The 26,181-nt window shown below is 57.7% G+C and carries 28 protein-coding genes; 17 read left to right on the forward strand and 11 right to left on the reverse strand.

The window, feature by feature from the left end; all coding sequences use genetic code 11:
• Window positions 1-69 precede the first annotated feature (69 nt).
• Together I6G90_RS13030 and I6G90_RS13035 are read left to right on the forward strand one after the other, a co-directional pair.
• The gene (locus I6G90_RS13030) at window positions 70-1,368 is read left to right on the forward strand and encodes a LapD/MoxY N-terminal periplasmic domain-containing protein (protein WP_139407284.1); all 1,299 of its coding nucleotides are present in this window, start codon (window positions 70-72) and stop codon (window positions 1,366-1,368) included.
• The gene (locus tag I6G90_RS13035) at window positions 1,365-2,306 is read left to right on the forward strand and encodes a TAXI family TRAP transporter solute-binding subunit (RefSeq protein WP_139407286.1); all 942 of its coding nucleotides are present in this window, start codon (window positions 1,365-1,367) and stop codon (window positions 2,304-2,306) included. The genes I6G90_RS13030 and I6G90_RS13035 overlap by 4 nt, the downstream gene beginning before the upstream one ends.
• On the opposite strand, the gene I6G90_RS13040 is transcribed toward I6G90_RS13035, so the two are convergent.
• Window positions 2,301-2,975, reverse strand: a complete 675-nt coding sequence (locus I6G90_RS13040) for a transglutaminase-like cysteine peptidase (protein ID WP_042062932.1) — start codon at window positions 2,973-2,975, stop codon at window positions 2,301-2,303. The two genes, I6G90_RS13035 and I6G90_RS13040, sit on opposite strands and share 6 nt — an antisense overlap.
• 67 nt (window positions 2,976-3,042) lie before the next feature.
• Window positions 3,043-3,996 carry a zinc ABC transporter substrate-binding protein ZnuA gene (znuA, locus tag I6G90_RS13045; protein ID WP_197927823.1) on the reverse strand — a complete coding sequence of 318 codons (954 nt, stop codon included), beginning with the start codon at window positions 3,994-3,996 and terminating at the stop codon, window positions 3,043-3,045.
• 93 nt (window positions 3,997-4,089) lie between these two features.
• On the opposite strand from znuA, the gene znuC reads away from it, so the two are divergent.
• Window positions 4,090-4,866, forward strand: a complete 777-nt coding sequence (znuC, locus tag I6G90_RS13050) for a zinc ABC transporter ATP-binding protein ZnuC (protein ID WP_005354861.1) — start codon at window positions 4,090-4,092, stop codon at window positions 4,864-4,866.
• A 21-nt stretch (window positions 4,867-4,887) separates the two neighbouring features.
• Complete coding sequence (znuB, locus tag I6G90_RS13055) at window positions 4,888-5,667, forward strand: zinc ABC transporter permease subunit ZnuB (protein WP_005354863.1); 780 nt, start codon at window positions 4,888-4,890, stop codon at window positions 5,665-5,667.
• Window positions 5,668-5,676: 9 nt separating this feature from the next.
• Here the strand turns inward: znuB and I6G90_RS13060 are convergent, their stop codons facing one another.
• Window positions 5,677-6,567: a LysR substrate-binding domain-containing protein gene (locus I6G90_RS13060; RefSeq protein WP_005354865.1), complete on the reverse strand. Its 891-nt coding sequence runs from the start codon at window positions 6,565-6,567 to the stop codon at window positions 5,677-5,679.
• A 91-nt stretch (window positions 6,568-6,658) separates the two neighbouring features.
• On the opposite strand from I6G90_RS13060, the gene I6G90_RS13065 reads away from it, so the two are divergent.
• Window positions 6,659-7,516: a DMT family transporter gene (locus I6G90_RS13065; RefSeq protein ID WP_042656431.1), complete on the forward strand. Its 858-nt coding sequence runs from the start codon at window positions 6,659-6,661 to the stop codon at window positions 7,514-7,516.
• 4 nt (window positions 7,517-7,520) lie between these two features.
• Here I6G90_RS13065 and I6G90_RS13070 read toward each other — a convergent pair whose 3' ends face one another.
• Entirely contained in the window at window positions 7,521-8,108 is a 588-nt protein-coding gene (locus I6G90_RS13070) for a uracil-DNA glycosylase family protein (RefSeq protein WP_197927825.1), read from the reverse strand.
• 99 nt (window positions 8,109-8,207) lie between these two features.
• Between I6G90_RS13070 and rarD the strand changes: the two genes are divergently transcribed.
• Window positions 8,208-9,098 carry an EamA family transporter RarD gene (rarD, locus tag I6G90_RS13075; RefSeq protein WP_197927827.1) on the forward strand — a complete coding sequence of 297 codons (891 nt, stop codon included), beginning with the start codon at window positions 8,208-8,210 and terminating at the stop codon, window positions 9,096-9,098.
• Here rarD and I6G90_RS13080 read toward each other — a convergent pair.
• Window positions 9,080-9,814, reverse strand: coding sequence for a substrate-binding periplasmic protein (locus tag I6G90_RS13080; protein WP_058052335.1), 735 nt, complete (start codon window positions 9,812-9,814; stop codon window positions 9,080-9,082). The genes rarD and I6G90_RS13080 overlap by 19 nt on opposite strands.
• Window positions 9,815-9,857: 43 nt before the next feature.
• Here I6G90_RS13080 and I6G90_RS13085 point away from each other — a divergent pair, with 43 nt between their 5' ends.
• Window positions 9,858-10,202 carry a GIY-YIG nuclease family protein gene (locus I6G90_RS13085; RefSeq protein ID WP_197927829.1) on the forward strand — a complete coding sequence of 115 codons (345 nt, stop codon included), beginning with the start codon at window positions 9,858-9,860 and terminating at the stop codon, window positions 10,200-10,202.
• 90 nt (window positions 10,203-10,292) lie between these two features.
• Here I6G90_RS13085 and pspG read toward each other — a convergent pair whose 3' ends face one another.
• From pspG to I6G90_RS13105, 4 genes are all read right to left on the reverse strand, one after another.
• Window positions 10,293-10,511, reverse strand: coding sequence for an envelope stress response protein PspG (pspG, locus tag I6G90_RS13090; RefSeq protein WP_005335871.1), 219 nt, complete (start codon window positions 10,509-10,511; stop codon window positions 10,293-10,295).
• A 48-nt stretch (window positions 10,512-10,559) separates the two neighbouring features.
• Window positions 10,560-10,766 carry a PspC domain-containing protein gene (locus tag I6G90_RS13095; protein WP_005335873.1) on the reverse strand — a complete coding sequence of 69 codons (207 nt, stop codon included), beginning with the start codon at window positions 10,764-10,766 and terminating at the stop codon, window positions 10,560-10,562.
• A gap of 2 nt (window positions 10,767-10,768) precedes the next feature.
• A complete protein-coding gene (gene pspA / locus I6G90_RS13100; protein WP_019446683.1) occupies window positions 10,769-11,431 on the reverse strand; it encodes a phage shock protein PspA in 663 nt (220 codons plus the stop codon).
• A gap of 209 nt (window positions 11,432-11,640) precedes the next feature.
• Complete coding sequence (locus I6G90_RS13105) at window positions 11,641-12,369, reverse strand: 1-acylglycerol-3-phosphate O-acyltransferase (protein WP_182932974.1); 729 nt, start codon at window positions 12,367-12,369, stop codon at window positions 11,641-11,643.
• A gap of 176 nt (window positions 12,370-12,545) precedes the next feature.
• Here I6G90_RS13105 and I6G90_RS13110 point away from each other — a divergent pair, with 176 nt between their 5' ends.
• The 9 genes from I6G90_RS13110 (at window position 12,546) to I6G90_RS13150 (ending at window position 21,131) form a co-directional block, all read left to right on the forward strand.
• Window positions 12,546-12,923, forward strand: coding sequence for a hypothetical protein (locus tag I6G90_RS13110; protein ID WP_042061904.1), 378 nt, complete (start codon window positions 12,546-12,548; stop codon window positions 12,921-12,923).
• 50 nt (window positions 12,924-12,973) lie between these two features.
• The gene (locus I6G90_RS13115; RefSeq protein WP_197927831.1) at window positions 12,974-15,016 is read left to right on the forward strand and encodes a protein-disulfide reductase DsbD family protein; all 2,043 of its coding nucleotides are present in this window, start codon (window positions 12,974-12,976) and stop codon (window positions 15,014-15,016) included.
• A complete protein-coding gene (locus I6G90_RS13120; RefSeq protein WP_042061901.1) occupies window positions 15,013-15,756 on the forward strand; it encodes a DsbA family protein in 744 nt (247 codons plus the stop codon). The genes I6G90_RS13115 and I6G90_RS13120 overlap by 4 nt, the downstream gene beginning before the upstream one ends.
• Before the next feature lie 3 nt (window positions 15,757-15,759).
• Window positions 15,760-16,278 (forward strand): protein disulfide oxidoreductase, encoded by a 519-nt coding sequence (locus I6G90_RS13125; RefSeq protein ID WP_197927833.1) that lies wholly within the window; start codon window positions 15,760-15,762, stop codon window positions 16,276-16,278.
• Window positions 16,279-16,555: 277 nt separating this feature from the next.
• Window positions 16,556-16,840, forward strand: coding sequence for a cold adaptation protein ActJcold adaptation protein ActJ (atcJ, locus tag I6G90_RS13130; protein WP_033135738.1), 285 nt, complete (start codon window positions 16,556-16,558; stop codon window positions 16,838-16,840).
• Between the two features lie 26 nt (window positions 16,841-16,866).
• Window positions 16,867-17,397: a cold adaptation protein AtcA gene (gene atcA, locus I6G90_RS13135; protein ID WP_197927834.1), complete on the forward strand. Its 531-nt coding sequence runs from the start codon at window positions 16,867-16,869 to the stop codon at window positions 17,395-17,397.
• 12 nt (window positions 17,398-17,409) lie between these two features.
• Complete coding sequence (gene atcB / locus I6G90_RS13140; protein ID WP_111807722.1) at window positions 17,410-18,174, forward strand: cold adaptation protein AtcB; 765 nt, start codon at window positions 17,410-17,412, stop codon at window positions 18,172-18,174.
• 11 nt (window positions 18,175-18,185) lie between these two features.
• The gene (gene atcC, locus I6G90_RS13145; protein ID WP_182969819.1) at window positions 18,186-19,091 is read left to right on the forward strand and encodes a cold adaptation protein AtcC; all 906 of its coding nucleotides are present in this window, start codon (window positions 18,186-18,188) and stop codon (window positions 19,089-19,091) included.
• A 543-nt stretch (window positions 19,092-19,634) separates the two neighbouring features.
• On the forward strand, window positions 19,635-21,131 hold the full coding sequence (locus I6G90_RS13150) for a peptide MFS transporter (protein WP_232254360.1): 1,497 nt from the start codon (window positions 19,635-19,637) through the stop codon (window positions 21,129-21,131).
• Between the two features lie 163 nt (window positions 21,132-21,294).
• Here the strand turns inward: I6G90_RS13150 and I6G90_RS13155 are convergent, their stop codons facing one another.
• Window positions 21,295-21,675, reverse strand: a complete 381-nt coding sequence (locus I6G90_RS13155) for a VOC family protein (RefSeq protein ID WP_058052345.1) — start codon at window positions 21,673-21,675, stop codon at window positions 21,295-21,297.
• 261 nt (window positions 21,676-21,936) lie between these two features.
• Between I6G90_RS13155 and I6G90_RS13160 the strand changes: the two genes are divergently transcribed.
• Entirely contained in the window at window positions 21,937-22,734 is a 798-nt protein-coding gene (locus I6G90_RS13160; RefSeq protein ID WP_197927838.1) for a CPBP family intramembrane glutamic endopeptidase, read from the forward strand.
• Window positions 22,735-23,525: 791 nt separating this feature from the next.
• Here the strand turns inward: I6G90_RS13160 and I6G90_RS13165 are convergent.
• Window positions 23,526-26,057 (reverse strand): HD domain-containing protein, encoded by a 2,532-nt coding sequence (locus I6G90_RS13165; RefSeq protein WP_197927840.1) that lies wholly within the window; start codon window positions 26,055-26,057, stop codon window positions 23,526-23,528.
• Window positions 26,058-26,181: the final 124 nt, after the last annotated feature.

Below are 26,181 nucleotides of genomic sequence, written 5' to 3' on the forward strand. Positions count from 1 at the left end.
AAGAACCGGGTCGGACTCGATTCTGAATAGAAACCCAAAATGTTGCGATAACTTTTCCATGGAGTGGATATGTCGTTAGCAAAACTGTTAATCAGAATAATTGTCGTCCTGTTCCTGATAGGTGCGGCGCTGCTGTTCGCACTGGAAGTCACGACAGTCCGCCAGTCCATCCTCGACCAGATGTCAGCCAATCTGGAAACCGCCATCACCGCCCTTGGACTGGTCTTGCAAGGAACCTTGTTAAATGACGACAAGGTGCTGGCGGAGACCATCGTTAACGCCATGTTTGATGGCGGCTTCGTCAGCTCGGTCACCCTGATCGATCCCGATGGCCAGTTGCTGTTTCAGAAGGTCTTCCACTCGACCCAGCAGAATGTCCCCGGCTGGCTTCCCTCGGTTATCGGCATGCCGCCCGTCAAAATTGAGCAAGAGTTGACCGATGGCTGGCGCATGCTGGGCACCCTGACACTGGAGGGGCATAGCGGTTACGCCTACCAGCATCTGTGGAATGCCATCAGCCGCACCGGTCTGGCGCTTCTGGCGGGGCTGTTGGTGTTTACCCTGGTGATCTCCCTAGTCTGCAAACGCCTGCTGCATCCTCTGGAGCAGATCAACCTGCAGCTGATCCGGGTCCGCAAACACCAGTTCAACAGCACCCTGCCCACCCCCTGGTTGCAGGATCTCAAAGAGGTGGCGATCTCCATCAACCAACTGGTCTCCGAACGCAAACGGGATCTGTTGCAACAACGGCTCAAGATCACCCAGCTGGGCAAACAGCTGCCACTGACCCACCCACAGCCGCTGCAAGGGCTAAGCCCGTTGCCGGAAGGCGGGCAACTGCAAAAATTTGTCTCAACTCAAGGGGATATCGCGCTCTATCAGCGCTTCTTGCCCAACCAGCCCCTCGGTGCAGACAGCGATCTCGCGACTATCCAGACCGCTCTGCAACAGTGGCAACACTCCCATATTGAGGGGATCTTGCTGCCCCTCTCCCTGCTTAATCATCCGCAATGGTCAGAGATCGTCCCCCTGCTGAGCCAGGGACGCGGCAAGACGCTGGATTGGCGCTGGGATGTGGCCACGTTCCCCGCCCACGGCCAGTCCACATTGGCCGCGCTACAGGAACAGGGGTGTGAGCTCGCCTTCAGCGCCATTCCCCTCAATGCAGATACCTTCAATCAACTTGACCCGCTCAACCCCATCTTTATCAGCTGCCAGCTGACCGATGCGCCGCTCTACTGGAATCTGCTCTCCCAGACCATGCATGCCGCCGGTTATACCCTGCTGGCGGAATCGGGAGAGTGCCGCGACATCGACAAACTGCGGACCTGGGGTATCGATGGTTATGCCAGGGAGGCGCAATCATGAAAAAGCTCGCCATACTGTTGCCCCTGCTGTGGCAACCCGACCTGATGGCTGAAACCGTGACTATCGCCACCGGTGGTGAGCAGGGAATTTACCATCAGATAACCAAAGAGTTTTGCCGGCTGGCCCACGAGGTCGATGAACAACTTGAGTGCAAGCTACAAGCCACATCGGGTTCAATAGAAAACCTGCAGCGACTGAAGAGCGGCGAGGCCTCCTACGCCATGGTGCAGTCCGACTGGCTGTATCAGGCCAGCAAGGGCTTGGGCCCCTTTGCCACGCAGCCGCAACCTGAGCTGCGCACCCTGTTTGCCACCCATGCCGAGCCCTTCACCATCGTGATCCGTGCCGATGGCGATATCACCTCACTGGAACAGCTCAAGCTCGCCCCCATCGACATGGGGCTGAAAAGCTCGGGAACCCGCCAAACGGCGCTGGCCCTGTTCAACATCTTGGGAGCGAAAGAGCAGGACCTCGACCTGAAGAGCATGGCCAACCTGCCGGATGCGCTCTGCAGCAAGCAGATCGACGCATTTGCACTGGTGATGGGGCACCCTAACCGGATCGTGCTGGATACTGCCAAGCGCTGCCCCGTCAGCTTTCTTGCCATAGAGGGAGCCACCCGGGATCAGTTGCTCAAGGGTGTCAGTTACTACCAGCGCAGTCAGGTGCCCGCCCGCATCTACCCAGGCAATCTGAAGGCGACGCCAACCTTTGCCATCGCCGCCACCCTGGTCACCAATGCTGCCATGCCGGAAGCGTCTGTCTATCGCCTGACCAAGGCCATGCTGACCCAGCAGACCAAGTTCAATGAACAGACTTATGGCTACGCCAATATGTTTCACCGGGCGCGCAATAAAACCGGCCCGGTGCTGAGCATTGAACAGCATCCGGGCGCGGCAAAATATTTCGAGGAGTTGAAAGCGGCGGGCAAGCTATAGCTGACGACGGGGAGAGCGCAGTTGCTCGCTGGAGAAACGAGTCTTCATCGATGTCCACTGCGCCAACCGATCGGCACTCCCCGCCAGCGTCCCTTCCCGGCGTGACTTCATTATCCAGATGCTTTTGGCATCGAAGCTGTACACGGGGATGAGATCGGTACGCTTGCTACCGGGCAGGATCCGGCTGTTGATGTTGTCGAGCACCAGCGGGTCAGATTTGGGGGTCGGGAAGTAGAGCGTCACCATGTGGAACTGGTTGTATTTGACTGCCTTGACATAAGCCAGCCGCAGCCTCTTCTCATCCACCCCCAGCTCCATCAGGGTGTAGTACTTGGCGATGCTGTAATCCTCGCAATCCCCCCCGCGGGCACCGATGAACTCCAGTGGATTGGCCCAATAATCCTCATCCCCCCACAACCTGGGATCCTCGCTGTAGGTCAGATTGTTGAAGTAGTTGTTCACCAGCTCGATCTTCTGCTGGTCGGTAGTGCCCGCTCTGGGGGCCAGCAGGCGAGAAAAAGCCTCGGCCCGCTGAATGGCGCGGCCACCATACACTTCCTGCAGCTTGGCCCGCAGCTCCGGACTGGCAATGTACTCGGAAAGACGCGATGCCTGCACACTGGCGCAACATAGCGCCAGGGTGCAGGCCGGGATCAACAACCATTTCATACCAGACACTCCATGTCAGATGCTGGAGGTCAGTATAGTCCGTCCGGATGAGAGGCTCAGCCGGTGATCAGCGACACTGGGCGAATGCGTCAGCCAGTTGCTGCATGAATTGGGGATAACCATCCGGACCGAGCGGCACCTGTTCACCCACCTCATCCAGCAACAGCACCTTGGCGCCGGTATTGCGCGCCACCGATTCGATCACTGCCGGTGAGAATTGCGGCTCGGCATAAATGCAGCTCGCCTGCTTCTCTTCCAGTGCCTTGCGAATATCCACCAGCGTTTTGGCGCCCGGGCGACGCTCCGGACTCACAGTAAAGTGACCTTTTGAATTCATGCCGTAGTGGCGCTCCCAATAGCCATACGCCTCGTGGAAGACAAAGTACCCCTTCTGGTTCACCGCCTTCATCTGCCCGGCAATCACCTTGTCCTTGGCATCCACCTTGGCATCAAATGCCGCGAGGTTGGCGTCATAGCGAGCCTGATTGGCCGGATCCAGCTTGCCCAATTCGCTTGCGATCGCCTTGGCAATCACCTTGGCCTGCGTCGGGCCAAGCCAGATATGGGGATCGACTCCTTCGTGATGATGTCCCTCATGCCCTTCATGCCCTTCATCATGCTCATGGTCACCGTGCTCGTGGGCAGCGTGGTCGTGATCGTGCGCATCATGATCATGGGAGTCATGACTATCCTGAGTCGCGTAGTTGAACAGCGGCATTCCCTCAACCTGAGTCAGGGTCAATGCATGGGGATGATTGGCCAGCGGCTTGGCCATAAAGCCTTCCAGCTCGGGGCCGACCCACACCACCAGATCGGCACTGTTGATGCTGCGAATATCGGAGGGACGCAGGGAAAAATCGTGGGGAGAGGCACCGGTCGGCAGCAATACCTTGGGCTCGCTCACCCCGTCAGTGATCGCCGCGGCGATGAAGCCGAGCGGCTTGATGGTGGTCAGTACCTCAATGGCACGAACAGGCAAACTCACCGCCAGCAGGGCAGTGAAAAGCGCAATAATTCTCATTGATGAATCTCGTCAGGGGATGAGTATGTGATAATATAACAGCCGCTTTTTGTTATATTATAACTCTCACTGGCTGTAAACCCCGGAGTTGTCATGAGCCAACTGGTAGAGCTGAAAGAGGTCTCTCTCTCGTTTGATGGACGCTCTGTGCTCGACAAGGTCTCCTTTACCCTCAATAAAGGCAAAATCACCACTTTGGTCGGCCCCAACGGGGCGGGCAAGAGCACCCTGAGCAAGCTGGTGCTGGGTCTGCTCACGCCGGATTCGGGCAAGATCACCCGCAGTCGCGACCTGCGGGTTGGCTATGTGCCCCAACGCCTCTATCTGGATCCCACCCTGCCGTTGACGGTGCGCCGTTTCCTGCAACTGGGTAAAAACAGCCGCCTCTCCATCGAGGAAGCGCTGGCCCGGGTTGGCGCAGAAGGATTGCTTGAGAACCGGATGCAAAAACTCTCCGGCGGTGAGATGCAACGGGTGCTGCTGGCCCGCGCCCTGCTGGTCAAGCCCGAGCTGCTGGTGCTGGACGAGCCGGTGCAAGGGGTTGATATCACCGGCCAGATTGAGCTCTATGCCCTGATCGGTCAGCTCGCCGCCGAGTTCAATTGCGCCGTGCTGATGGTCTCCCACGACCTGCATCTGGTGATGGCCAGCACCCACGAGGTGATCTGCCTCAATCGCCATGTCTGCTGTCATGGCGAGCCGGAGAGCGTGGCGCGCCACCCCGAATTTGCCCGTCTGTTCGGGCGACCGGAGCAGGAGGTGCTGGCGGTCTATACCCACCATCACCACTGCGACGGCGAACACCATCATCATGAACCGCAGGCTCCCGTCATCCGCCTGCCCTCTCGCAACAACGCTCACAGCAAATAGCGCAAGCAACAGGACATTCAAGTGGACAGCTTTCTGTTATACGCCCTCGCGGCCGGTCTCGGCATCGCCCTGCTGGCCGGCCCCCTCGGCAGCTTCGTGGTATGGCGCAAGATGGCCTATTTTGGCGACACCCTCTCCCATGCCTGTCTGTTTGGCATCGCGCTGGGCATCCTGCTGCAGGTCGATCTCACCCTGGCGGTGGTGGTCTGCTGCCTCGCCATGGCGATGCTGCTGGTGATCATGAGCCGCAACCAGCAGGTCGCAACCGATACCTTGCTCGGCATTCTGGCCCACAGCGCCCTGTCCCTCGGTCTGGTTACCTTGAGTTTTATGGATAACGTGCGGGTGGATCTGATGGCCTACCTGTTTGGCGACCTGCTCTCGGTACAACCGATGGATCTGCTCTGGATCTACGGCGGTGGCGCGCTGGTGCTGCTCACCCTATGGCGGTTGTGGGATCCCCTGCTCTCCATGACTATCTCGGAAGAGCTGGCGCGGGTAGAAGGGATCCGGGTCGATGTGCTGCGCTGCGTGCTGATGCTGCTGATCGGGCTGGTGATCGCCGTGGCAATGAAGTTTGTCGGCGCGCTGATCATCACCTCCCTGCTGATCATCCCCGCCGCCACCGCCCGCCGCTTCAGTCAGACGCCGGAACAGATGGCCGGCTTTGCCGCACTGATCGGCTGCCTCGCCGTGCTGGGTGGATTGACCCTCTCCTGGTATCAAGACACTCCGGCAGGCCCCTCGGTCGTCGTCTGCGCCACCAGTCTGTTTGTGCTGAGCCAGTTCAAGAGAGCGTAACGGCGCAGGCTAGAGCGGCATGCTCTGGCGTGTCTCCATCATCAGCCACTGGCGCAACCGGCTGATGGCGGGCTCATGGGCCCGCGAGCGCTTGCAGGTAAAGTAGAAGGCATCCCCCGTCTCCAGCTGGTGTACTGGCAAAGCTACCAGCTGGGGATCATCGGGCCGCAGCATGTAGTCATTCACAAATGCCACCCCCTGATCCCAGGCCGCCGCCTCCATCGCCAGCAACACATGGCTGAAGTGGTGCATCCGCGCCTCGTCCGGGATCACCAGCCCGCCCGCCTTGGCCCAGCGCTGCCAATCCTCGCCCCGCGCCTTGTAGATGGACTGCACCGACAGCAACGGCAACTGCCAGATGGCATCCGGCCACTCCCCGCTGACCTGCTGCAACAGGCGGCGACTGCAGACCGGAAAGAGCCGCTCCTGATAGATAAGATCGTGGCAATAGCCCCGCCCGTGGGGCGACACAGTGATAAAGCAGTCCGCCACCCGATCAGAGAGCTCGGGGTCTTCCGCCACCATCTCCAGACTCAAATCCAGTTCCGGGTAAAGCTGGCGCAACCCAGCCAGACGGGGGATCAGCCACTTCACCGCAAACGAGCTGTAGACCGCGAGCCGGACTCGCATCTCGCCGCCACCGCGCAGCTGTTCGCTGCTCTGGGCAATCTGGCTGAGCCCGGCGGCAATCCCCTCGAAATAGCTCTCCCCCTGCGGCGTCAGGGAGAGCAGCCGCCCCTGACGCAGCAGCAAGCGCTCACCCAGAAAATCCTCCAGCAGGCGGATCTGGTGGCTGACCGCGCTCTGGCTGACGTTCAATTCAAGGGCGGCACGGGAGAAGCTGAGCAGGCGGGCGACCACTTCAAAATATTGTACGGCACGCAGGGGTGGCAGCTTCATTATCTAAATATCTCATGAGTGGTCATTTTTTATCATTTTACTGGATAACGGCCCCCGCGCTACCCTCCCCTCATCTGAAGTGGGAGGTGGTATGAATGCAGTAGGGATCGGCATCCTTTATCTGGTGCTGGGCAACATGGTGGCGGTCTTTTCCGATGCACTGGTCAAGGTACTGGAGCCGGATCAGCCCATCTTCCAGTTTGTCTTTTTTCGCCAACTCTCGGCTGCCCTTCTGCTGATGCCCTGGCTGCTCTGGTCATGGCGCCGCAACCCGCCGGTGGCGATCAAGTGGCACCTGCTGCGGGCCCATATCTGGGCGGTTGGCGTCTGCCTGATGGTGGTCGCCCTCACCCGCTTGCCGCTCGCCACCGCCAATGCCTTGTTCTATGCCGCGCCGCTGATGATGGTGCCGCTGGCGGTGTGGATGGCGGGAGAGGCGATCTCGCGCCAGAAGGTGCTGACCGCGCTGCTCGGTTTTATCGGGGTGCTGATCGTGCTGCGCCCGACCGAGGTGAACTGGGCCGCGCTGGCGGCGCTCGGGGTGGCGCTCTCCATGGCGCTCAACAACCTGCTGATCAAGCGGATCCCGCTCAAGCAGCCCATCGCCCAGACCCTGTTCTTCACCAACGTGCTGAGCATGCCCTTCATTCTGGCGCTGGCATTGTGGGAAGGGGGGGACTGGCAGTGGCAGATGTGGTGGCCCGCCTTCGGCTCTTCGGCGCTGATCATGGTCTATGCGGGTTTGTGCGTGGTGGCCTATCGCAAGGCGGAGGCGAGCAAGATCGCCTCGGCGGAGTACACCGGTCTGCTGATGGCGGTAGCCATCGGGGTGTGGCTGTTTGACGAGCAACCGGGGCTGCCGCTGCTGCTGGGGTGCCTCTGCATCATCTTGCCGCTGGTCGCCATGGCCCGCAGCAAACCCAAACCGCTCGCAGAACCGGCTGTTTAACCGCTCAGGGTCGTTCCAGCAAAGGGGCGACCCTTTGCTGCAGATGGGGGACGATCTCATCCTCGAACCAGGGATTCTTCCTGAGCCAGAGGGTATTGCGCGGGGAGGGATGCGGCAACGGCAGCCAGCCGGGGCCATAGTCGGCCCAGCTGCGCACCGTTTCGGTGAGCGACCCCTTGGCTGCCCCCCGCAGGTAGTAGGCTTGCGCATACTGGCCGATCAGCAGGGTCAGCTCGATGTTGGGCAACAGCATCAATACCTTGTCGTGCCAGGTGGGCGCGCACTCGGGTCTGGGCGGCAGATCGCCAGATTTTCCCCTGCCGGGATAGCAGAGCCCCATCGGCATGATGGCGATGCGGGATTCGTCGTAGAAGGTGGTTTTATCGACCCCGAGCCACTGGCGCAGCCTGTCACCGGAGGGGTCATCCCACGGGATACCGCTGGCATGCACCCGGGTGCCGGGCGCCTGACCGATGATCAGCAGCCGGGCACTCTCGGTCCCGCGGATCACCGGACGAGGCCCCAGCGGCAGATGAGCCTCGCACAGACGGCAGGCCCTGATTTGCTCAAACAACTTATCGATTTGCTGCATGATGTTGATAGTACCAGCATTTCCCTGTTTTCCCTCTTGTGGAAACAGGGCGCGCCCCCTACTATCGCCATGGGTGTTTAATTTAATAAACGGACGATAATGAAAAACTGGCTAGGTACAAGCACCGCGACCCTCTCCTTCATCCTGTGGGGGATGCTGCCGCTCTATTATCAATTTATGCCCGAGGTCAACATGTGGGAGCTGATCTCCCACCGGGTGCTCTGGTCTGTGGTGCTGCTGGGTGCCCTGTTTCTGCTGCTTGGCCACAAGGTGCCCTGGGCACAACTGCGCAGCGAGCCGCGCCAGCTCGGCCTCATTCTGTTGGCGGGCCCCGTGATGTCCATCAGCTGGTGCATGTTCACCTGGTGCCTCACCACAGGGCAGGTGCTGACCACCAGCCTCGCCTTCTTTATGACCCCGCTGTTCAATATCGTATTCGCCGTCATCTTCCTCAAAGAGCGGCTCACCCCGCAAAAACATCTGGCGGTCGCCCTGGCGCTGGCGGGGCTCGCCTACATGCTGTTCTGCTACGGCCAGCTCCCCTGGTTCTCCCTCATCATGGGGGCCAACTTCGCCTGCTACGGCCTTATCAAGAAGAAGATCCACTACGACACCGGCACCAGCCTCTATCTGGAAGCCATGGTGCAACTGCCCGTCGCGCTGATCATCATCGGCACGCTGGCATGGCACGGGGAAGGGGCATTCGTGAACGGGGGTCTGGCCGACAAGCTGCTGCTGATGGGCAGTGCTCCCGCCACCCTGCTGCCGGTGGGGCTGTTCTGCTACGCGGTGGCAAGAACCCGGATGAGCACGGTGGGGCTGCTGCAATATATCGAGCCCAGCCTCGCCTTCCTGCTCGCCATCTACTGGTTTGGTGAGGCGCCGGACCCCATCAAGACGGTCGGTTTCGCCTTCGTCTGGTCGGGCTTGCTGGTGAGCCTGCTACCGCTGCACCGGCTCAAGCGCCGCCCTCAGGGCGTACCGCGATAGGACTCCAGTACCTGGTGCCAGCGGGGATCCCGGTCCATCTGCTCGGCGATATCGTTGAGACGAGCATGGAGATCGGCACGAGATCTGGGCACCAGAATATGGCGGGTATAGCTGGATTGGGGAAAGGGCGAGACAAACAGCTTGCCCTCATAGGCCGGGACATGGGTGAAAAACGCGAGGGCCGATCCGGGCACCAGAGTCACATCGATGCGCCCGCGCACCAGCAGATCCAGATTGATCTTCACCTTCTTGGCATCGTGGCGCACCAGCTCCCCCCCGGCTGCCGCCTCATCGATCCCCTGGTAGCGATAGCCCTCCACCCCGCCAAACACCAGCCCCTTGAGGGAATCTGGCCCGCGATAGGTGATCGGCTTGTCGATGCTCGAGATCAGCTCGTTGGTGTCGCGCATCACCGGAAAGGTCCAGAGATAGCGCTCGCGTTGGGGATCCCCCACCCAGGCGGGATTGACCCAGACCACCAGACCGTCGAAGTCGGGATCCGACATCTCCAGCGCCAGCCGGGCGCGATTGACCAGCCAGAGCTCGATCCTGGGTTCCCCCCCCAGCTTTTCATTGAGATACTTGACGAGCTCGTGGCTCAACCCAGCCTCTCCACCGGTATTGAAGGGCGGATGCTGATGGTAATCGTAGAGACGGATCGTCTCCCCCAGAGCCGGGACCGACAACAGTAACCACAACCAGAACCAGACTCTCATCGCACCTCCTTGAGCTGCTTTGAGTTTGGCACAGAGACGTTGAATGAGAGAGTCCGCGACCACCACACCCGCGCCGCAACCACCCGAGCCCTCCCGCTGGTCTGTCTATATGGTGCGTACCGCCAGCGGCCTGCTCTATACCGGGATCAGCACGGATCCGCTGCGCCGCCTGCGCCAGCACCAGAGTGGCAAGGGCTCTCGCGCCCTGCGCGGCAAGGGGCCACTGACGCTGGCATGGCAGCAGGAAGTCGGTGAGAAGGGGGCGGCCCTGCGCATCGAATACCGCCTCAAGCAGCAGCCAAAATCCTTCAAGGAGCAGCTGATCCTGCACCCCGAGCTCTGGCAGAGCTGGAGCCCGCAGTGGTTAGCCGCAGCCACCCGGCCTTGAGAATGACAGGCAAAAAAAGGCCACTCGATGAGTGGCCGAAAAGGGGAAATCAGGGAGCATCACACAACGTCTTGCACAACCTCAGGCGGGTTAGAGGTAGGTATTGGAGCGCTTGCTGCGGTTGCTGATCAGCCAGCAGACCGCCAGCACCAGCAGCAACCAGGGGGCCAGCTTGATGATCAGAGCAAGCATGCCACCCAGCGCCCCAAGCAGCACAAACAGGCCGCTCACCAGCAACATGGCTACCAGGGTAAAACCGGTCAGTGCCATGACCAGCAGCACCACCAGCAAGATGAAAAATTCCAGCATAACTTGCTCCTTATCAGTACCTTGTCTGCCGGCTGGGCAACCCTTCGGTCAATCCAGCCAGCGCTTCAATTCATAACGGGGCGGCATCACCAGCACCGCTAGCAGATAGGCGGCCAGTGCCAGCGGCGGCATCAGGATCAGGGCGAGCAGTGCCACCACCCGCACCGTGACTCTGGAGACCCCCAACCGCCTGGCGATACCGGCGCAGACCCCGGTCAGCTTGCGATGCACCAGATCCTTGGGCCAGGGGCTCATGATTACACCTCCGCCTTCTGGCCTTTGAGGCGAGCCAGCTCGCGCTCGATCTCGTCATTGAGCTCCAGCTCGCGGAACTGGGCCTCCAGCGAGGGATTCTGCCCCAGTGTGGCCGCCTCCAGCTGTGCTTCCAGCTGATCGACCCGGCCCTGAAAACCGTCAAAGCGCGCCATCAGCTCATGCATGCGCTGGTTGTCTACCTGGGCGCGGGCACGAATGCGGCTGTGGGCCGTCTGCTCGCGCAGGGTCAGCAGTTTCTGTTTCTCGCGGGCCTCGGTCAGCTTGGCCGCCAGTCGCTCGCTGTCGGCGGTGAGCTGGGCCAGCACCTCGGCCACCCGGGCCTTGTCCTGCTCCAGCTGTTCACATTTCTTGACCTCCGCCAGCTTCTCGGTGAGGGCGGCACGGGCCAGATCCTCACGGCCTTTCTGGATGGCTAGCTCGGCCTTGGCCGACCACTCCAGGATCTGCGCCTGCAACGCCTGCTGGTGACGTTCCAGCTGTTTCTGTTCGGCAATCACGCGGGCGGCCTGGGTACGCATCTCGACCTGTACCTGCTCCATCTCTTCGATCATCAGGCGCAGCATCTTTTCCGGCTCTTCACTCTTGTCGAGCAGGCTGTGCAGGTTGGCATTAATCACGTCGGTCAGGCGGCTGAATACGCTCATGGTCTGGCTCCTTGTTGATGGGATGGCTATCTCTTCCCATTGCATTACAAGAGCCGTGCCAAGAAAAATTATTGTTGTTTTACATATAGATGGGAGTTTATTGAGGAAATTCAAGAACGGTTTGTTGGTGAAAATAGCCAATCAAGTGGTGATTTTCACCAACAAAAAGGGAGCCGGTGGCTCCCTTGTCGATTCAGCTGCGCTATCCATCAGGCGGCGTGGCTGTGGCCCAGCTTGCTGTCCAGTTCGGCCAGCTTGGCCTCCATCCGGGCACGGCAGGTGTCGGAGAGATCGCGAATGCCGCTGGCACCGTGCTCCTTGCTGCAGACCGGCGCCATCACCTCCACCAGCACTTCGCCGTTGTCCCAGCGATTGAGGTCGACCTGACCGAAGTAGCTGGAGCAGACGATGGGCACCACCGGCACTTCAGCCTGCACCGCAGTGTGGAAAGCGCCCGCCTTGAACGGCAGCAGGCCGCGCCCCTTGGAGCGGGTCCCCTCCGGGAACATCCAGATGGAGGTGCCGCGATTCTTGATGCGATCCACTACCTGACCGATGGTGCCGATGGCACGGGAACGGTTGGAACGGTCGATCAGCACGTTGCCGGAGAGCCAGAAGATAAGGCCGAACAGGGGCAGCCAGAGCAGGCTCTTCTTGCCGACCGCCACCACACCAGGCTGCACCGCACCGGTCACGGTGAAGATGTCGAAGTTGCTCTGGTGGTTGCAGACGTAGACCGCCGGGCCGACCGATTTGACCTCGTCGGCCACCGTCACCTTGACTCGCAGCCCGATCAACGGGCAGACCGCGTGATACATGCGGGCGAAGACATAGACGTTGTTGGGATGACGCGGACGAACCAGACAGAGCAGCAGGCCGAACAGGAACCAGAAAATGAGCAGCAGACCAAGCAGCAGCACACGGGCAATTTTGAGCATCGAACACCTCGAGTTTTAACTCGGCGCAGTATACTGATCCCCCTTTTAGCGAACAAGCGTTCGCCAGACAGAACTGACCCCCCCGCATCGCGCATATGGTCTTATCGAATCCCGCTGACTTGCCCCTGACATTATTGATCGATAGGATATGCACCATTCAACAGGGTAGGGCGAGCATGATTTTGCGACAACGCGTGGCGACAAGACTCCTGCTGCTGGTCTGCATTCTGGTGCTCAACTGTGCGGCCCAGCCGCTGGCACGGCTGGCCCAACTCGATCAGGCCCTCAGCTGTCAGGCACTGCCTGTTCCAAGCGCCGCGGCGGATCAAGAGGATGCCAAACCGGCCAGCCCGCAGCCCACCAGTTGCCAGCTCAATGGCAAGTGGCTGAGCGCCGCTACCCTGCTCTGCGTTGAACAGATCTTCTTTGCCATCGCCTTCGTGATTGCCCTGCTGGCGCCGCTGTCGCGCCGCTCACCCGCGTTGCCCCCACCTCGGAACATATCTCCGCCTGAACGGCGACTGCATCTTACTCTCTGTGTCTGGCGAGAATGAGTTAGCCGCGGTTTACACCACCCTAACTTCCATTTTCAAGAGACAGACAAATGTCAAACATCATCAAGACGGCCCTGTTGATGGGCGGTCTGCTGTGGCAATCCATGGGATTGGCCAGCGACACCGGCTGGCTTGCCAGTCCCCGGAACGATCACGCAAAAGTGCGGCTGCAAGCCGACGCCCGTGATCCCGCCCAAACGCGCGTGCTGCTGACCCTGGAGCTCGAATCCGGCTGGAAAACCTATTGGCAGAACCCGGGGGAAGGCGGCATTGCCCCTGAAATATTCTGGGATGACCCGCAAGCGGCGCAGCAGTGGCATTGGCCCGTACCGGAGCGGTTTGAGGTCAGCGGCATCTCGACCCAGGGCTATCAGAAGACCGTCAGCCTCCCCATCACGCTTGCCCACAGCCGCCGCGAGGCACTGACGGGCACCCTGCGCCTTTCAACCTGTAGCAATGTCTGCATCCTGACTGACTACCCCTTCACCCTGGCGCTGGATGGCACTGCGCCGGAAGGGTTCGACTTTGCCTACGCCCAGGCGATGAGCACGCTGCCACAAGCCATGCCGGAGACCGTCATCCTCAACGCGGGTTATCAGCAAAACCAGCTGCAGCTGACTGCCGACAACCCGCAGGGCTGGCAGGATCCGCAGATTTTCCTCCAGCGGCTGGAGGGCGCCGAATTTGGCAAACCCGAGCTGGAGGTACAAGACAACACCCTGATCGCCCGCATTCCGGTCAGCGATGGCTGGCAGGGCGATGCGCCCGACATCCGTAACCAGCCACTCGGCTTGGTACTGGCCAACGGTGAACAGGCTTGGCAGAGCGAACTCAAGATAGGTGACCCGCTGACCCTGCCGAGTCAGGGCCACTCGCTGCTCTGGCTGCTGGGCGCCGCCCTGTTGGGTGGCCTGATCCTCAATCTGATGCCCTGCGTGCTGCCGGTGCTGGCACTGAAGCTGGGATCGGTGTTGCAGCTGGAAACCCGTGAGCGCCGTCCGGTTCGCCTGCAATTTCTGGCGGCCAGTGGCGGGATTATCGTCTCCTTCTGGATGCTGGCAGCCATGAGCACCCTGCTGCGCGCCACGCAAGGCGCTGTCGGTTGGGGCATCCAGTTCCAGAGCATCTGGTTTATCGGCTTTATGGTGGTGGTGACGGCGCTGTTCTGCGCCAACCTGCTGGGGCTATTCGAGATCCGGCTGCCCAGCAATCTCAGCACCCGCCTCGCCACCAGCGGCGGCAACGGCCTCGGTGGCCACTTCCTGCAGGGGAGTTTCGCCACCCTGCTGGCGACCCCCTGCTCGGCCCCCTTCCTTGGCACCGCGGTCGCCTTTGCGCTGGCGGCCCCCATCGGTCAGCTGTGGCTTATCTTCACCGCGCTTGGCCTCGGCATGAGCCTGCCCTGGCTGCTGATCGCCGCCTTCCCCCGTCTTGCGCTCTGGCTGCCGAAGCCGGGCCGCTGGATGGGACGACTGCGCATGCTGCTCGGCCTGATGATGCTGGGATCCAGCCTCTGGCTGCTCAGCCTGCTCGGCAACCATGTCGGTCAATTCTGGATGCTAATCCTGATGGCGCTGATGCTGGCTGCCCTGCTGCTGGCCGTCGTGTGGCGCCATGGCATCCGGGGCGTGACCCTGGGGTTGGCGCTGGGCTGTTTACTGGGCGGGGCCCTGCTGCTGGGCGGCGCCTTTACGATGGAAGGAAAACCCCAGCGAGATACCGTCAACTGGCAGCCGCTCACGGAGCAAGCCATCCAGAATGCGCTGGCCCAGAACAAGCGGGTCTTTGTCGATGTCACCGCTGACTGGTGCATTACCTGTAAAGCCAACAAATTCAACGTACTGCTGCGAGATGACGTGCAAAGCGCGCTGAGCGCCCCCGATGTGGTGGCCCTGCGTGGGGACTGGCGCCGCCCCTCTGCCAGCATCGCCGACTTCTTGCGCCAACGCGGTAGCGTGGCCATTCCCTTCAACCAGATCTACGGACCCGGCCTGCAGGGTGGCGAGATCCTCTCGCCCCTGCTGGACCGCCCGACCCTGCTTGCCACCCTGGCGCAAGCAGGCATTGCCACTTCTCAAGGAGACACCAAATGAAATCAACCCTGAGCGCCCTGCCCCTGTTGGCCTCTTTCTGTACAGCCCTGCTAACTCCGGCCCTGCACGCCGCCCCCTTCACTGCGGAGCAGGAGGCGCGCATCAAGGAGCTGATCCGCGAAACCCTGATCGCCAACCCCAAGATCCTCGACGAGGCAGCCGAATCCTGGGAGAAGCAGAACGCGGCGGCCCAGCAGGCGCAGCTTGGCAACTTCATCAAGGGCAACAAGGATGTGCTGTTCAACAGCGCCACCAGCCCGCGCATCGGCGCCAAAAACCCCAAGCTGACGCTGGTGCTGTTCACCGACTACAACTGCCCCTACTGCAAGCAGTTCGATCCCCAGCTGACCAAGCTGCTCAAGGCCTATCCGGACGATCTGGGGCTGGTGATCAAGCTGCTGCCGTTCAAGGGGCAGACCTCCGCCAAGGCGGCTCAATACAGCCTGACCCTGTGGCAGCAGGATCCAGCCCGCTTCCTCGTCCTGCACGACAAGCTGATGAGCAAGCAGGGGATGCTGACCGAGGCAGACATCAACAAGGCGCTGGCGGCCACCGGCAATGTGGCGCTCAAACCGGAGGGCAAGGCGACCGAGGAGCTGCGCAATAGCCTGCGCATCGGCACCATTCTCGGGGTACAGGGCACACCGGCGACGCTTATCGGCAACCAGCTGGTGCCGGGCGCCATCCCCTATGAGGAGCTGGAGCAACTGGTGCAAGCCGAACTGGCCAAGCTGGGGTAAGGGATGACAACAATCAATCCTCAACCCCGCTGGCGACGCTGGGGCAAAGAGGCACTCTGGCTGCTGCTGATGGCGCTGGTCATCTCGACCCTGCTGGATCTGTGGCGCAGCCCGACCCTGCCTGAAGGGGCGATGAGCGCCCCCGTCACCCTGCAGGATGGCAGCAACACGGATCTCGCCACCTTAAGTCAGGGCAAGCCGCTGCTGGTCTACTACTGGGCCAGCTGGTGCGGCGTCTGCCGCTTCACCACCCCGACCATGCAGCAGCTCGGGCAAGAGGGTGAAAACGTGCTGACGGTGGCGCTGCGCTCCGGCAATTCGGAGCAGTTAGGCAAGGGGATGGGCAAGAAGGGGCTCACCTTCCCGACCCACAATGACGAGTCGGGGGATCTGGCCGCCAAGTGGCAGGTGGGCGTCACCCCGACTTTCCTCGTCATCAAGGATGGCAAGCTGGTGAGCAGCACCACCGGCTGGAGCTCGAAGTGGGGCTTGCAGCTGCGGCTCTGGTGGGCGTCGCTCTAGCCACGCAACATCGTTGCCTTCAACATGGCCATCCCTACCGGATGGCCATTTTTTCATCGCCTTCCCGTGCGCGGCCCTTGCACTGGCCAGACCGACTGGCAACAATAGACGCTCAACTGACACCTCTTCATCCCGCCCCTTAATTCGTCGCCCAATTCATCGCTTTGGGGGGCCGTTTCCGTTAAAATGACGGGTTTTTGCCGTGCCTGGTTTGCCAATCCCCACCATCAGGCACCCGCAGTGTGAATCCGATGATGCCAGTGATGCAGGATCTGCCATGAACAACTACTTTCGGGTGCTGGGCGTCAAGTCCAACGCCAACGAAAACGACATCAAAAAAGCCTATCGCCGGCTGTCGAACCAGTACCACCCCGATAAGCTGTTAGGGGCGAGCGAAGAAGAGCGAGAGCTGGCAGCCATCAAGCTGCACCAGGTAAAGCAGGCCTATGAAGTGCTGTCCGACCCGAAGCAGCGCGCCGCCTTTATCAAGGATTTCAACAACGTTATCGTGACCGATCCCGCTGCTGCCATGCAGGAGATGTGGGATCAGTTCTACCCCTGATGCCGACGCAGGAAAGAAGAGCCACTATGCACAAAAAATGGGATCAGGCGCGTATCAAAGCGCTGATAAGTGACGCGAGCGAGAACATCGAATCCTACCGGGATCAGGATGACCCCAAGGCGCTGGAACAGTTCACCGGCCAGATGAAGACCCTGCTGCTGGCCGATATGAGCATGCTGGAGTTCATGCCGGAATACCTGCCGCTGGCCCTCTATGGCCGGGTGCAGTTTCCGGCCAAGACCAAGCCCGAGTGGAACAAATGGCTCACCGGCGGCGTACAACCCTCATGGGACGAATTCAAGGTGTCGGTGGCGTTCAACAATGCCGACCTGCCGCTGGTCAAGGCGGTACGGGCCCAGAGCGAAGATCAGCTGATCGAAGCCTGCGCCGTGCTGTTCCAGCTCGACAACCCGCTGCCGCGCGGTGGCCGCCGTGCCGATGACGACTATGAACTGCGTGACGACGAAGATGAAGACGGGGAAGATGCCGACGCCGACTACAACGGTGATGGTGACGACGACGGCGATCAGGATATGTACGACGAAGTACGTTTCTAATTGGGGCAACGCATGAACAACAGTCTGATAGAAATTACCGCCATCGAGATCAAAGAGCTGGCCGTTATCGAGCCGAAGCAGGCCAGCGAGAAGTTCGAGCTGATCGCCAAGACCATGTCCGATGAGCAGCTGGGCGAAGTCATTGAACAGATCGATATCGTCACCCTGACCCAGATCAACGGCCAGCATGACATGTCCTTCCCCTCCATCATCGCGGAGCTGATGACCCCGGAGCGGATCCGCGACATCGTCTGCCAGCAGCCCCTCTACTGGGAAGAAGCGATCAAGAACAACGCCGAAGAGCTGCAGCAGCACACCTTCGACTTCCTCAACTACCTGATCCGCACCCAGGATAGCGAAACGAAGCAGCGCGAGATCCTCGAGTGCGTCGCCGACGATCCGGCCGGTCTTTTCTACCTCGCCATCCCCTTTATCGAGTTCTACCGTGGCGATCGCTACGAGGATGAAGAGGGCTTCCACGACCCGCTGCACGCGGAAGAGGAAGATCTGGAAGAGGCGCTCTCCTACAGCAACCGCCAGCAGAGCGAAGATGCCCACGACTACGCACTGGATGACCCGCGCAGCCTGTTGATGCTGATCCGCGAGCTGGCCCCCGAGGTGGAGAAATCCATCAAGGCGCTGCTGCGCAATGAGCACTCCAGCTGGGAAGGGATCATCAACAAGTTCGCCAGCGAGCTGGTTATGCAGGCCAAAGAGAAGAACAAGGTCGAGGACGAGTACGCCGAAGTCGACGACATGTTCAGCTTTCTGGATTGAGGAACCCCGCAATGCAACTAGTGATACGCGACGTCAATCAAGGCCCCTTTCTCACTCAGGTGCTGCGCTTTGGCCGCGACAACGAACTCTTGAGCCAGCAGCAGCTCGCCGCCATCAAGGGCAAGGCGGTGCTGATGAGCCTGAAGTTCGCCGACAAGTACTACAACAAGTACAAGATGCACCTGCTGGAGCAGGCCGCCCACGACGTGATCGGCGTGGTGAGCCTCGGCCTGCAGGAGCTCTCCCAGCGCGACACCGCAAAAGCGCTCGCCCTGCTGCAAGCGCCGGAAGGGCCCATCAAGCCGTTCCAGAAAGGGTGGTCGATGCTGATCTCCGTCAGCAGCAAGCAGCCCGGCGGCAACAACCTCTTTGGGGATGTGGACGCCCGTCTGCTGGACAAGATCTCCAGCCCGCCGGACGTGGAAGAGTGGCAAGGGTGGCAGGAGTACGAAAAGGCGCTGGCCGAGCATAACAAGGTCCGCCTGATGACCCTGCTGGATCAGCACTGCTTCGCCTGCGAAAACGACCACCCGACCATGGAAGACAAGCTGGCCGAAGCGCTGCTCTACCGCATTCTCTGCGGCAATGGCAGCGGCGCCGCCAAGCTCAAGGTGAAGCAGGATCTCAAGCGCAAACTGGCGCGGGAGATTGAGCTCAACGAGGCGTGGTACGACACCGACTATCTGGCCGCCCAGCTGGAGCTGCTGCTGGCAGAGCTGCCGGGCGAACTGATCGCCGGTCTGCGTCAGGATCTCAGCAAGGGGTTTGTCCCCAACCTGCTGCACACGCTGGGCTTTGTGCGCCAGTACCAACTGCTGCAAAAAGAGAACGCCTCGCCGGAGAAGCTCGACAACTTCGAAATGCGCGCCGGTCTCAAGCACCCGCTGCTCGGCTGGCCGCTCTACCACGACTTCTAAGGCCGCTTTCGTCGCCCCTTCAGTCGCACCACAACGCCCGGCCCGCCGGGCGTTGTTATATCTGGCGACAAGCACCTCCCCTCACCCTGCCCCTCTCCCAAGGGGAGAGGGAATACGCGCAAGCTACCCTCAGGCCGCCCCTCCTCTCCCCGATATTTATTCACTCAACGCTTGCAGATGAATAAATGACATACGACGTAACAGCCGGGTTGTCGTGATGTGATGGGGTAATAAACGGGATGGAGATCGCACCACAGCGCAGAAATTGGCACAAAAAGACCGACAAGATCACATCAGACGCACCGCAATCGCATGGCAAACCGGGCTGAAATCACGACCTTTCTCGCATAAAAAGGCGGAATAGATCAATAAAAAGCAATTAATCGCGCCGGATTAAATTTAAGGTCTGGCAATTTGATCGGGCAGGTCGCTAAATGACAGACCAGCCTTGAAACCAGCATGGAAGCGCCAAAGGCTAGCCGGCAGCAGACCGGTACGCTCTCAGGATGAGTTGTGATTTTCTCTTCTCACAGGAGACAGACCGTGAGCGCTTCGACACCACACCCTCATCACGCCGCCGTCCCACCCGGCTCAGGCGCCCTGTTCTTTATCCAGACCTTCGCCACCCTGGGTTTTGCCGTGCTCTACTCCACCCTGGTGCTCTACGCCACCAAGCGGCTCGGCTTTAGCGAATCCCAGGCCAACGCCATGATGGGGATCTTCGGGGCCTTCAACTACGGCCTGCACCTGTTTGGCGGCTACCTCGGCGGGCGTTACCTCAGTAACCGCAACCTGTTCGTGATGGGGATGGTCTTGCAGGTGATCGGCTGCTACCTCATCGCCGAGATGGGCATCACCGGCCTCTACTGGGGGCTCGCCATGTTCCTCACCGGCAGCGGTCTCAACGTCACCTGCCTCAACATGATGCTGACCCAGCGCTTCGCCCCGGACGATCACCGCCGCGAGAGCGCCTTCCTGTGGAACTACGCCGGGATGAATCTGGGCTTCTTTATGGGCTTCTCGGTGGCGGGCTACTTCCAGCTCACCGAGGATTACCGCACCCTGTTCCTGTTTGCGACGCTGGGCAACGTGCTGGCCATCATCGCCACCCTGTGCTTCTGGCCGATTCTGGCGGATATCAGTACCCCGCTGCGCCATATCAAAGGGAGCGCCTTCTACCGCCGCATGCTGGCCGGGATCGCCATTCTGGCCATGCTGGTGCCGGCGCTGCGCCTGCTGCTGACCCACGCCAGTTTCAGCGGCAGCTTCGTGCTGATCCTGGGCGCCGTGGTGCTGGTGCTGCTCTGCGTGATGACAGCCCGCCACCCGGACGCCGCCGAGCGCAGCCGCATGGTGGCCTACCTGATCCTCGCCCTTGGCTCCCTCATCTTCTGGTCGCTCTACCAGCTGGCGCCCATGGGGCTGATGCTCTTCTCCGAGCACAACATCAACCTCAACGTGTTCGGGTTGCGGGTCGCTCCCCAGTGGATCCAGAACATCAACACTATCGTCATCGTCATCGGTGGCCCGCTGATGGCGCTGCTGTTCAAGCGACTGCGCGAACAGGGGTGGAATATCGACATCCCCTCCCAGTTTGCCGCCTCCCTGTTCTGCATGGGACTCGGCATGCTGGTGCTACCGATCGGCATCCATCTGGCGGGGGCCGACGGGCTGGTCGCCTTCAAGTGGATCGCCATCAGCTATGTGCTGCAGAGTCTGGGCGAGCTGCTGATCTCCCCCATCGGCTACGCCATGATTGGCAAGCTGGCCCCCGCCAACCTGCAAGGCTTGATGATGGGCTGCTGGATGATGGTGACCGGCGTGGCCTCGGTACTGGCGGGCTATGTCTCCGGCGCCATGCCGCAAAATATCGGCAGCACCCCGGCCGCCACCAACCCCGGTTACAGCTCGGTATTCAATATGCTCGGCCGGGGCTCGCTGGCGGGCGGCGTGGTGTTGCTGCTGCTGGTGCCCCGCCTGCGCCAGCTGATCGCCTCCAAAATCACCCCACCACCGACGGCGACAGCCATTCCTGTCTAATCGGGCTCAGGCCAGCCATTTCACTGGCCCCTGCCAGAACGAACGGCTGAATCAGCAACGCTGCTGCTAATGCAGAGGGCCCCGCCATTATGGATGGCGGGGCCCTCGTTTTTTGGCGGGGTTGATGGCCCGCACCGGTTGGAACATATCCGCTCAGGCTTCGCTAATCAGCGCAAATCGCCTTATCCAGCAAGGCAATCCGGTTACCTTCAGTGTCCTGAAACTCGGCCACCGTGATGGCTTCTCCCACCCGGGTCACGGGGTAAAGCAACCTGGCGCCCGCCGATAGGGCATCCGCCATCACCCGCTCAATATCGTTCACCGTCAGATAAATACGCGTGCCATCCAGACTCGGGACATAACTCTCCCCTCTGGCCAACGCACCAGAGCAGCCTTCGGCACCGTCAATAAGCGGAAATAGCGCCATTTCATTGCCATCGATCTGCACCCGTTCGAACTCGATATCAAAAACGGCAGAATAGAAGGCGATTGCTCGCTGCATATCCGTTACCGGAATCTCGAAATGCATCCCAATATTGACCATCGAACCTCTTCCTTGTTAGTTAGCGATAGCACCGTGCAGGCAGGATCATGCCCCCATTATTGCCATGAAGCCATCCATCAGAGCCACGCAGACGGGTCAAAAGACCAGATGGTGTGCTGAGAAACCCGAGCACAAAGGGGACAAGAGACAAACCATGTGCAGTGAGGTGACCTGCACAACCCATTGCCGCGGCGACCTCGCGGGGCACAACCTTGGTGTACGATTGTCTGCACCACACCCGAATACATATCGAGAGACGCCATGAGTGAAGATCAATCTGCCGCCATGCCGGTATTGAATGACAAGGATGGCTATGGTTTCGAGCACAAAAGTGCCGGGGATTTTCCCTTTTATCGCGAGGGGCCACATGCATTATCTGCCCGCCACTGGGTAGTGCTCCTGCTGGGTGCGGCGCTGGGTTTCTCGATGCTGACGGTGCCGGTCGCATTTTTTAAAACCACCATGGGCGGCTTTGTTCCCGCCATCCTGTTTCCGCTAATCCCGCTGGCCGTGCTCGCCATCATGGTGGGTAAAGGGTGGCGCGCCCTGTTTCGCACGCCGACATGGCGGGATGTTCTGCTGATGGTGGCGATTGCCGGCGCCAATATTCTGGTCTCCTTTACCGTTGCATTGTTGCTGCAGCTTGTTTTCAAGATGAATGCAAACCCGGCCAACGCCCTGCTGGCAGAGGCCTCCGATACGGCCCTCATCCTCTTTTATTTAAAAACGGCCCCGCAGCTGTTCGGTGAGGAGGTAGTCTCCATCTTGCCGTTTCTGGCAGTGCTCTGGTTTTGTCACCAAAGACTCGCCATGGCGCGCAAGCGTGCCATTATCACCGCCTGGCTCTGTACTGCGCTTATCTTCGGCGCGTTGCATCTGCCCACTTATGAGTGGAATTTCGTGCAATGTTTTCTGGTTATCGGGACGGCCCGCATTGTGCTGCTGAGTGGCTACATCATTACCAAAAATATTTGGGTATCGACCGGCGCACACATTATCAATGACTGGCTGCTATTTACCATCATGGCGGCATTTCTGGGCGCTCACGCCGCCGGGTAGGGGCACCATTGCACCGGAGCCTCGCGGATTCAATAGCGGTGCAATTTCATTGCACCCTACGGCTACCTCCCCTCACCCTAACCCTCTCCCAAGGGGAGAGGGGACAAGTGCCTGCCAACCTTTGGCCATAGTTGTCACGCCATTCCAAAATCGCTGCGATCCGGGTTCCCTTCTCCCACTCTTTGCCATAGATAAGGGGAGAGGGGTCGGGGATGTGGGGGAGCAAGCCATCGACAAACAGCAGAGCGTCAAATAAAACAGAGGCAAGTAGGGTCGATTAGCGAAGCGTAATCCTCCGCACAGCAATCTCAGTGACTATGGATATAGAGAAGAGATCAGCTGGAGCACCAATAGAATGGCGACAGCCTGTTTTCGCGATCGTCTGATTACGCTTCGCTAATCAGACCTACGGCCCTGATCGCCTCAAAAATCACCCCGCCTCCGGCAGGGGCTGCCATTCCCGTCTGATCGGGCCAAGCCATGTGACCGGCCCCAACCAGACTGAACGGCTGAATCAGCAACGCTGCTGATAATACAAAGGGCCCCGCCATCATGGATGGCGGGGCCCTCGCTTTTGCCGAGATAGATAGCTTTTTCCAGGCTGGCAGAGTGGCGAAGAAGGTGATTTTTCCACCAACTCAGCCAATCAATTTATAGCTGTCACACCCATGAATCAAGCCACCGCCTGACTAATTTAGCCAGTATCCTACACGTTTACTGCTCCCCCCCTTCTCTGTACAACATCACGTCTAAATAACCAGTTTACGTTAATTTATGAATCGCTTGGATAATCACACCCTTTTATAAACAGTAACTCCTCTCGTAATATTAGTACCGTTTACACTACCAACAACTCTATATTCAAAATCTGATTCAAAATCACCCCAGACTGACCTCACAACATCTTCCAATTTATTTTCATAGTTTATTTTTGAGGACGTAATTGAAGTAATGAGATAATCAAATCCATTATTATCCTCATTTCCAAAGAATACCCTCCTCAATGGGATAATTATAGTGTCATCATTCAATATAAACTCATCATCAAATTCTGAGTTCTTTACATCATCATCCTCTTCATAATCCACCATACCATTAAGAGCATAAAACTCATTATGGATAGATAAAAATTCCCTTATATCACCTATTGAGCTTCGCTCTTCACCAATAAACCATACATGTAAATCTTCATCAGGAATCAGAATATGCAGCCGAAGTAAATGTACATTTGATAATTTTGGTTCATTTCTAACTATACTTCGCGCCCAATCTCTCCATGATTCTAAAGGATAATGGGGGACGGCATCATTTCTCTCTGCCTTACCGTTATTCTCTTGTGAAACGCACACTCCATGAAGACCATATAGTTCACCAGCCATCGCACCTTTGTAAGTCACAGTTGCATGAGGTCTATCCGACTTATAAAAATATACAAGGTCGGCGGTCCTTAATCGACCAACTACATTTCCATCATAAGAAATAGGATAAAGTGCTCCTTTTACCTTGCTACTATTAACTCTAGATAGTAATTCAGCATCAGGTATTTCTACCCAGTCATTAGCTTTAATTATTTTCTTCTTTCCTCCATTAAATTCCAATGTAATATCTATCTCACAAGCAGGCAGTATCCATTTTATTAACCTCACAAACTCTTGCTCAACCTTCTCACTATCATGTAGCTCTTCGTCATTTGTTAGTGACAAAATATCTAAAAGCACTTTGTCGTAAATAATAAAAGAAACCATAGTGCCATGCTTCTTTAATTGCTCTTGGTCAATCGGTCTAGATATAAAAGGTCTCTCTGTAAGTCCATTTTGAAACGTCAATTTCCAGTGAGTATGGTTTTCATCCAGTTTTGACTTATATCTATTGGTTATGACCGTTACTTGATTTGACAACATAAAAACTGAATAGAACCCAATGCCAAACTGACCTATAGAACTAAATCCAGTTTGAGCTAGTCTAGGATGTTCGTATCTAATATCATCATCACTCCATAAAGACTTACCGAAGTCGAGGAGTATATTAGATAGGACATATCGACTCATACCGAGACCGTTATCTGTTATACTTAAACGCCAGCTGTGATCATCATTTTTTTCTAATTTTAGAGCTATAGCACCTTCTTGGTCATCAAGATAGCCTAAATTCCTAGCAGCAATGACTGCATCAAATCCATTCTGTATTAATTCTCTAATTCCAACATAGTTATTTTCTCCATACAGAGCCCGTCCTCCCAAAGTAGAGATTAACCTCGGTAAATTACTGACATGTAGAGATATATCTTCTGGCTCCCATCCATCAGCTTTAACATATTTAGAGAAATTCTCAGGAGAGTCAACACCTAATACTTTTGTTGCGGTAAACGGAGCTCTCCCTGCATCAGACAAATAATTCAATGCATCCTGCAATTCATTGTTAATCATTTTTGCAGTATCAAATGCCAACCACCAAGATGATCTCTCATCTTTAGAGAATGAAGAGCCTGAAGATATTCTAAGAGATTGATTATCACTTAAAGTCACTCTTCCTAGCTTGTTTTGAAAGTGCCAATGCGACCTGGAGACTCCTTTGGGGGTCATATAATTATACGAATAAATTGGTGCCCTTCTGGAGTCAATGTGTGCAGCATCTGCCGTACGTAATAGAAAAGCAATTTTTAGAGCATCAACCTCTAACCCACTATCGGCAAAGAATCCGGGAGCATTAATTTTTCGATTTAAAAAAGTTTCATATACCTTTTTAGCACTCCAGTGGTGACTTTCAGCAATTTCACCTATTAGCTCTGAATAATAGTTTCTTATTTCCTCATCAGAAACAAGAAAATAATAATTATTTGAGGCTTCTGATTTCCAAGACCGGTTGATAATAGTTCTTGCTTGATTTGCATGTAGCTGTCTTATAATTTGAAAGAAAGCCATTTTTTCATCGTCAGATCCCTCCGCAGGCTCAACGCCATCAAACCAAAGAGAAATTAAGTCTTTCCATTCATCTTTAACTTTCAGCCCACTGAATCCACCTTCATAAGCAGCATTAACGTGAGCTGCATCATGTAGCAGAAAGGCTCCTCCCAATACATATGCCTCCGCTGGATTTAAATATGGCTTGTCTCCGACAATTTGATCTGCTACTTCCCATAATGAATCAATATGTGATATGTCATGTATTGTTAACCCAGGGAGTTCCACTTCAATATTTTTAACTAATGGTTCAATTTTCCTTCTGAAGTCAAAGAAGCTACTCCTCAACCTCTCCACATCCTCGTTATCATTCTGTCCAAGAGTACGCACCCAAAGTTTAGTTTTTTCAAAAAAATACGCCACAAAAACTCCTTTTGATTAAATGTGAAAAGTAGCATGACAATACTATCAGTTTTGGTTTGCCATCAATAAATTCATAATTTAATTATAAAAAACCTGTGACCAAGGTGTAATGGAACGCCTATAA

The sequence above is a fragment of the Aeromonas allosaccharophila genome (assembly GCF_016026615.1).
Lineage (GTDB): Bacteria > Pseudomonadota > Gammaproteobacteria > Enterobacterales > Aeromonadaceae > Aeromonas > Aeromonas allosaccharophila.

What these genes read in the sequence shown, in the direction of transcription:
- I6G90_RS13125 (WP_197927833.1), top strand. Translation starts at nt 15,760, where the DNA reads ATGACAACAATCAATCCTCAACCCCGCTGGCGACGCTGGGGCAAAGAG.
- znuC (WP_005354861.1), top strand. Translation starts at nt 4,090, where the DNA reads ATGAGCCAACTGGTAGAGCTGAAAGAGGTCTCTCTCTCGTTTGATGGA.
- pspA (WP_019446683.1), bottom strand. Translation starts at nt 11,431, where the DNA reads ATGAGCGTATTCAGCCGCCTGACCGACGTGATTAATGCCAACCTGCAC.
- I6G90_RS13110 (WP_042061904.1), top strand. Translation starts at nt 12,546, where the DNA reads ATGATTTTGCGACAACGCGTGGCGACAAGACTCCTGCTGCTGGTCTGC.
- I6G90_RS13155 (WP_058052345.1), bottom strand. Translation starts at nt 21,675, where the DNA reads ATGGTCAATATTGGGATGCATTTCGAGATTCCGGTAACGGATATGCAG.
- I6G90_RS13095 (WP_005335873.1), bottom strand. Translation starts at nt 10,766, where the DNA reads ATGAGCCCCTGGCCCAAGGATCTGGTGCATCGCAAGCTGACCGGGGTC.
- I6G90_RS13030 (WP_139407284.1), top strand. Translation starts at nt 70, where the DNA reads ATGTCGTTAGCAAAACTGTTAATCAGAATAATTGTCGTCCTGTTCCTG.
- I6G90_RS13120 (WP_042061901.1), top strand. Translation starts at nt 15,013, where the DNA reads ATGAAATCAACCCTGAGCGCCCTGCCCCTGTTGGCCTCTTTCTGTACA.
- I6G90_RS13115 (WP_197927831.1), top strand. Translation starts at nt 12,974, where the DNA reads ATGTCAAACATCATCAAGACGGCCCTGTTGATGGGCGGTCTGCTGTGG.
- I6G90_RS13085 (WP_197927829.1), top strand. Translation starts at nt 9,858, where the DNA reads ATGAGAGAGTCCGCGACCACCACACCCGCGCCGCAACCACCCGAGCCC.
- rarD (WP_197927827.1), top strand. Translation starts at nt 8,208, where the DNA reads ATGAAAAACTGGCTAGGTACAAGCACCGCGACCCTCTCCTTCATCCTG.
- pspG (WP_005335871.1), bottom strand. Translation starts at nt 10,511, where the DNA reads ATGCTGGAATTTTTCATCTTGCTGGTGGTGCTGCTGGTCATGGCACTG.
- I6G90_RS13080 (WP_058052335.1), bottom strand. Translation starts at nt 9,814, where the DNA reads ATGAGAGTCTGGTTCTGGTTGTGGTTACTGTTGTCGGTCCCGGCTCTG.
- I6G90_RS13070 (WP_197927825.1), bottom strand. Translation starts at nt 8,108, where the DNA reads ATGCAGCAAATCGATAAGTTGTTTGAGCAAATCAGGGCCTGCCGTCTG.
- atcB (WP_111807722.1), top strand. Translation starts at nt 17,410, where the DNA reads ATGAACAACAGTCTGATAGAAATTACCGCCATCGAGATCAAAGAGCTG.
- atcA (WP_197927834.1), top strand. Translation starts at nt 16,867, where the DNA reads ATGCACAAAAAATGGGATCAGGCGCGTATCAAAGCGCTGATAAGTGAC.
- I6G90_RS13160 (WP_197927838.1), top strand. Translation starts at nt 21,937, where the DNA reads ATGAGTGAAGATCAATCTGCCGCCATGCCGGTATTGAATGACAAGGAT.
- I6G90_RS13035 (WP_139407286.1), top strand. Translation starts at nt 1,365, where the DNA reads ATGAAAAAGCTCGCCATACTGTTGCCCCTGCTGTGGCAACCCGACCTG.
- atcC (WP_182969819.1), top strand. Translation starts at nt 18,186, where the DNA reads ATGCAACTAGTGATACGCGACGTCAATCAAGGCCCCTTTCTCACTCAG.
- I6G90_RS13065 (WP_042656431.1), top strand. Translation starts at nt 6,659, where the DNA reads ATGAATGCAGTAGGGATCGGCATCCTTTATCTGGTGCTGGGCAACATG.
- atcJ (WP_033135738.1), top strand. Translation starts at nt 16,556, where the DNA reads ATGAACAACTACTTTCGGGTGCTGGGCGTCAAGTCCAACGCCAACGAA.
- znuA (WP_197927823.1), bottom strand. Translation starts at nt 3,996, where the DNA reads ATGAGAATTATTGCGCTTTTCACTGCCCTGCTGGCGGTGAGTTTGCCT.
- I6G90_RS13040 (WP_042062932.1), bottom strand. Translation starts at nt 2,975, where the DNA reads ATGAAATGGTTGTTGATCCCGGCCTGCACCCTGGCGCTATGTTGCGCC.
- I6G90_RS13105 (WP_182932974.1), bottom strand. Translation starts at nt 12,369, where the DNA reads ATGCTCAAAATTGCCCGTGTGCTGCTGCTTGGTCTGCTGCTCATTTTC.
- I6G90_RS13060 (WP_005354865.1), bottom strand. Translation starts at nt 6,567, where the DNA reads ATGAAGCTGCCACCCCTGCGTGCCGTACAATATTTTGAAGTGGTCGCC.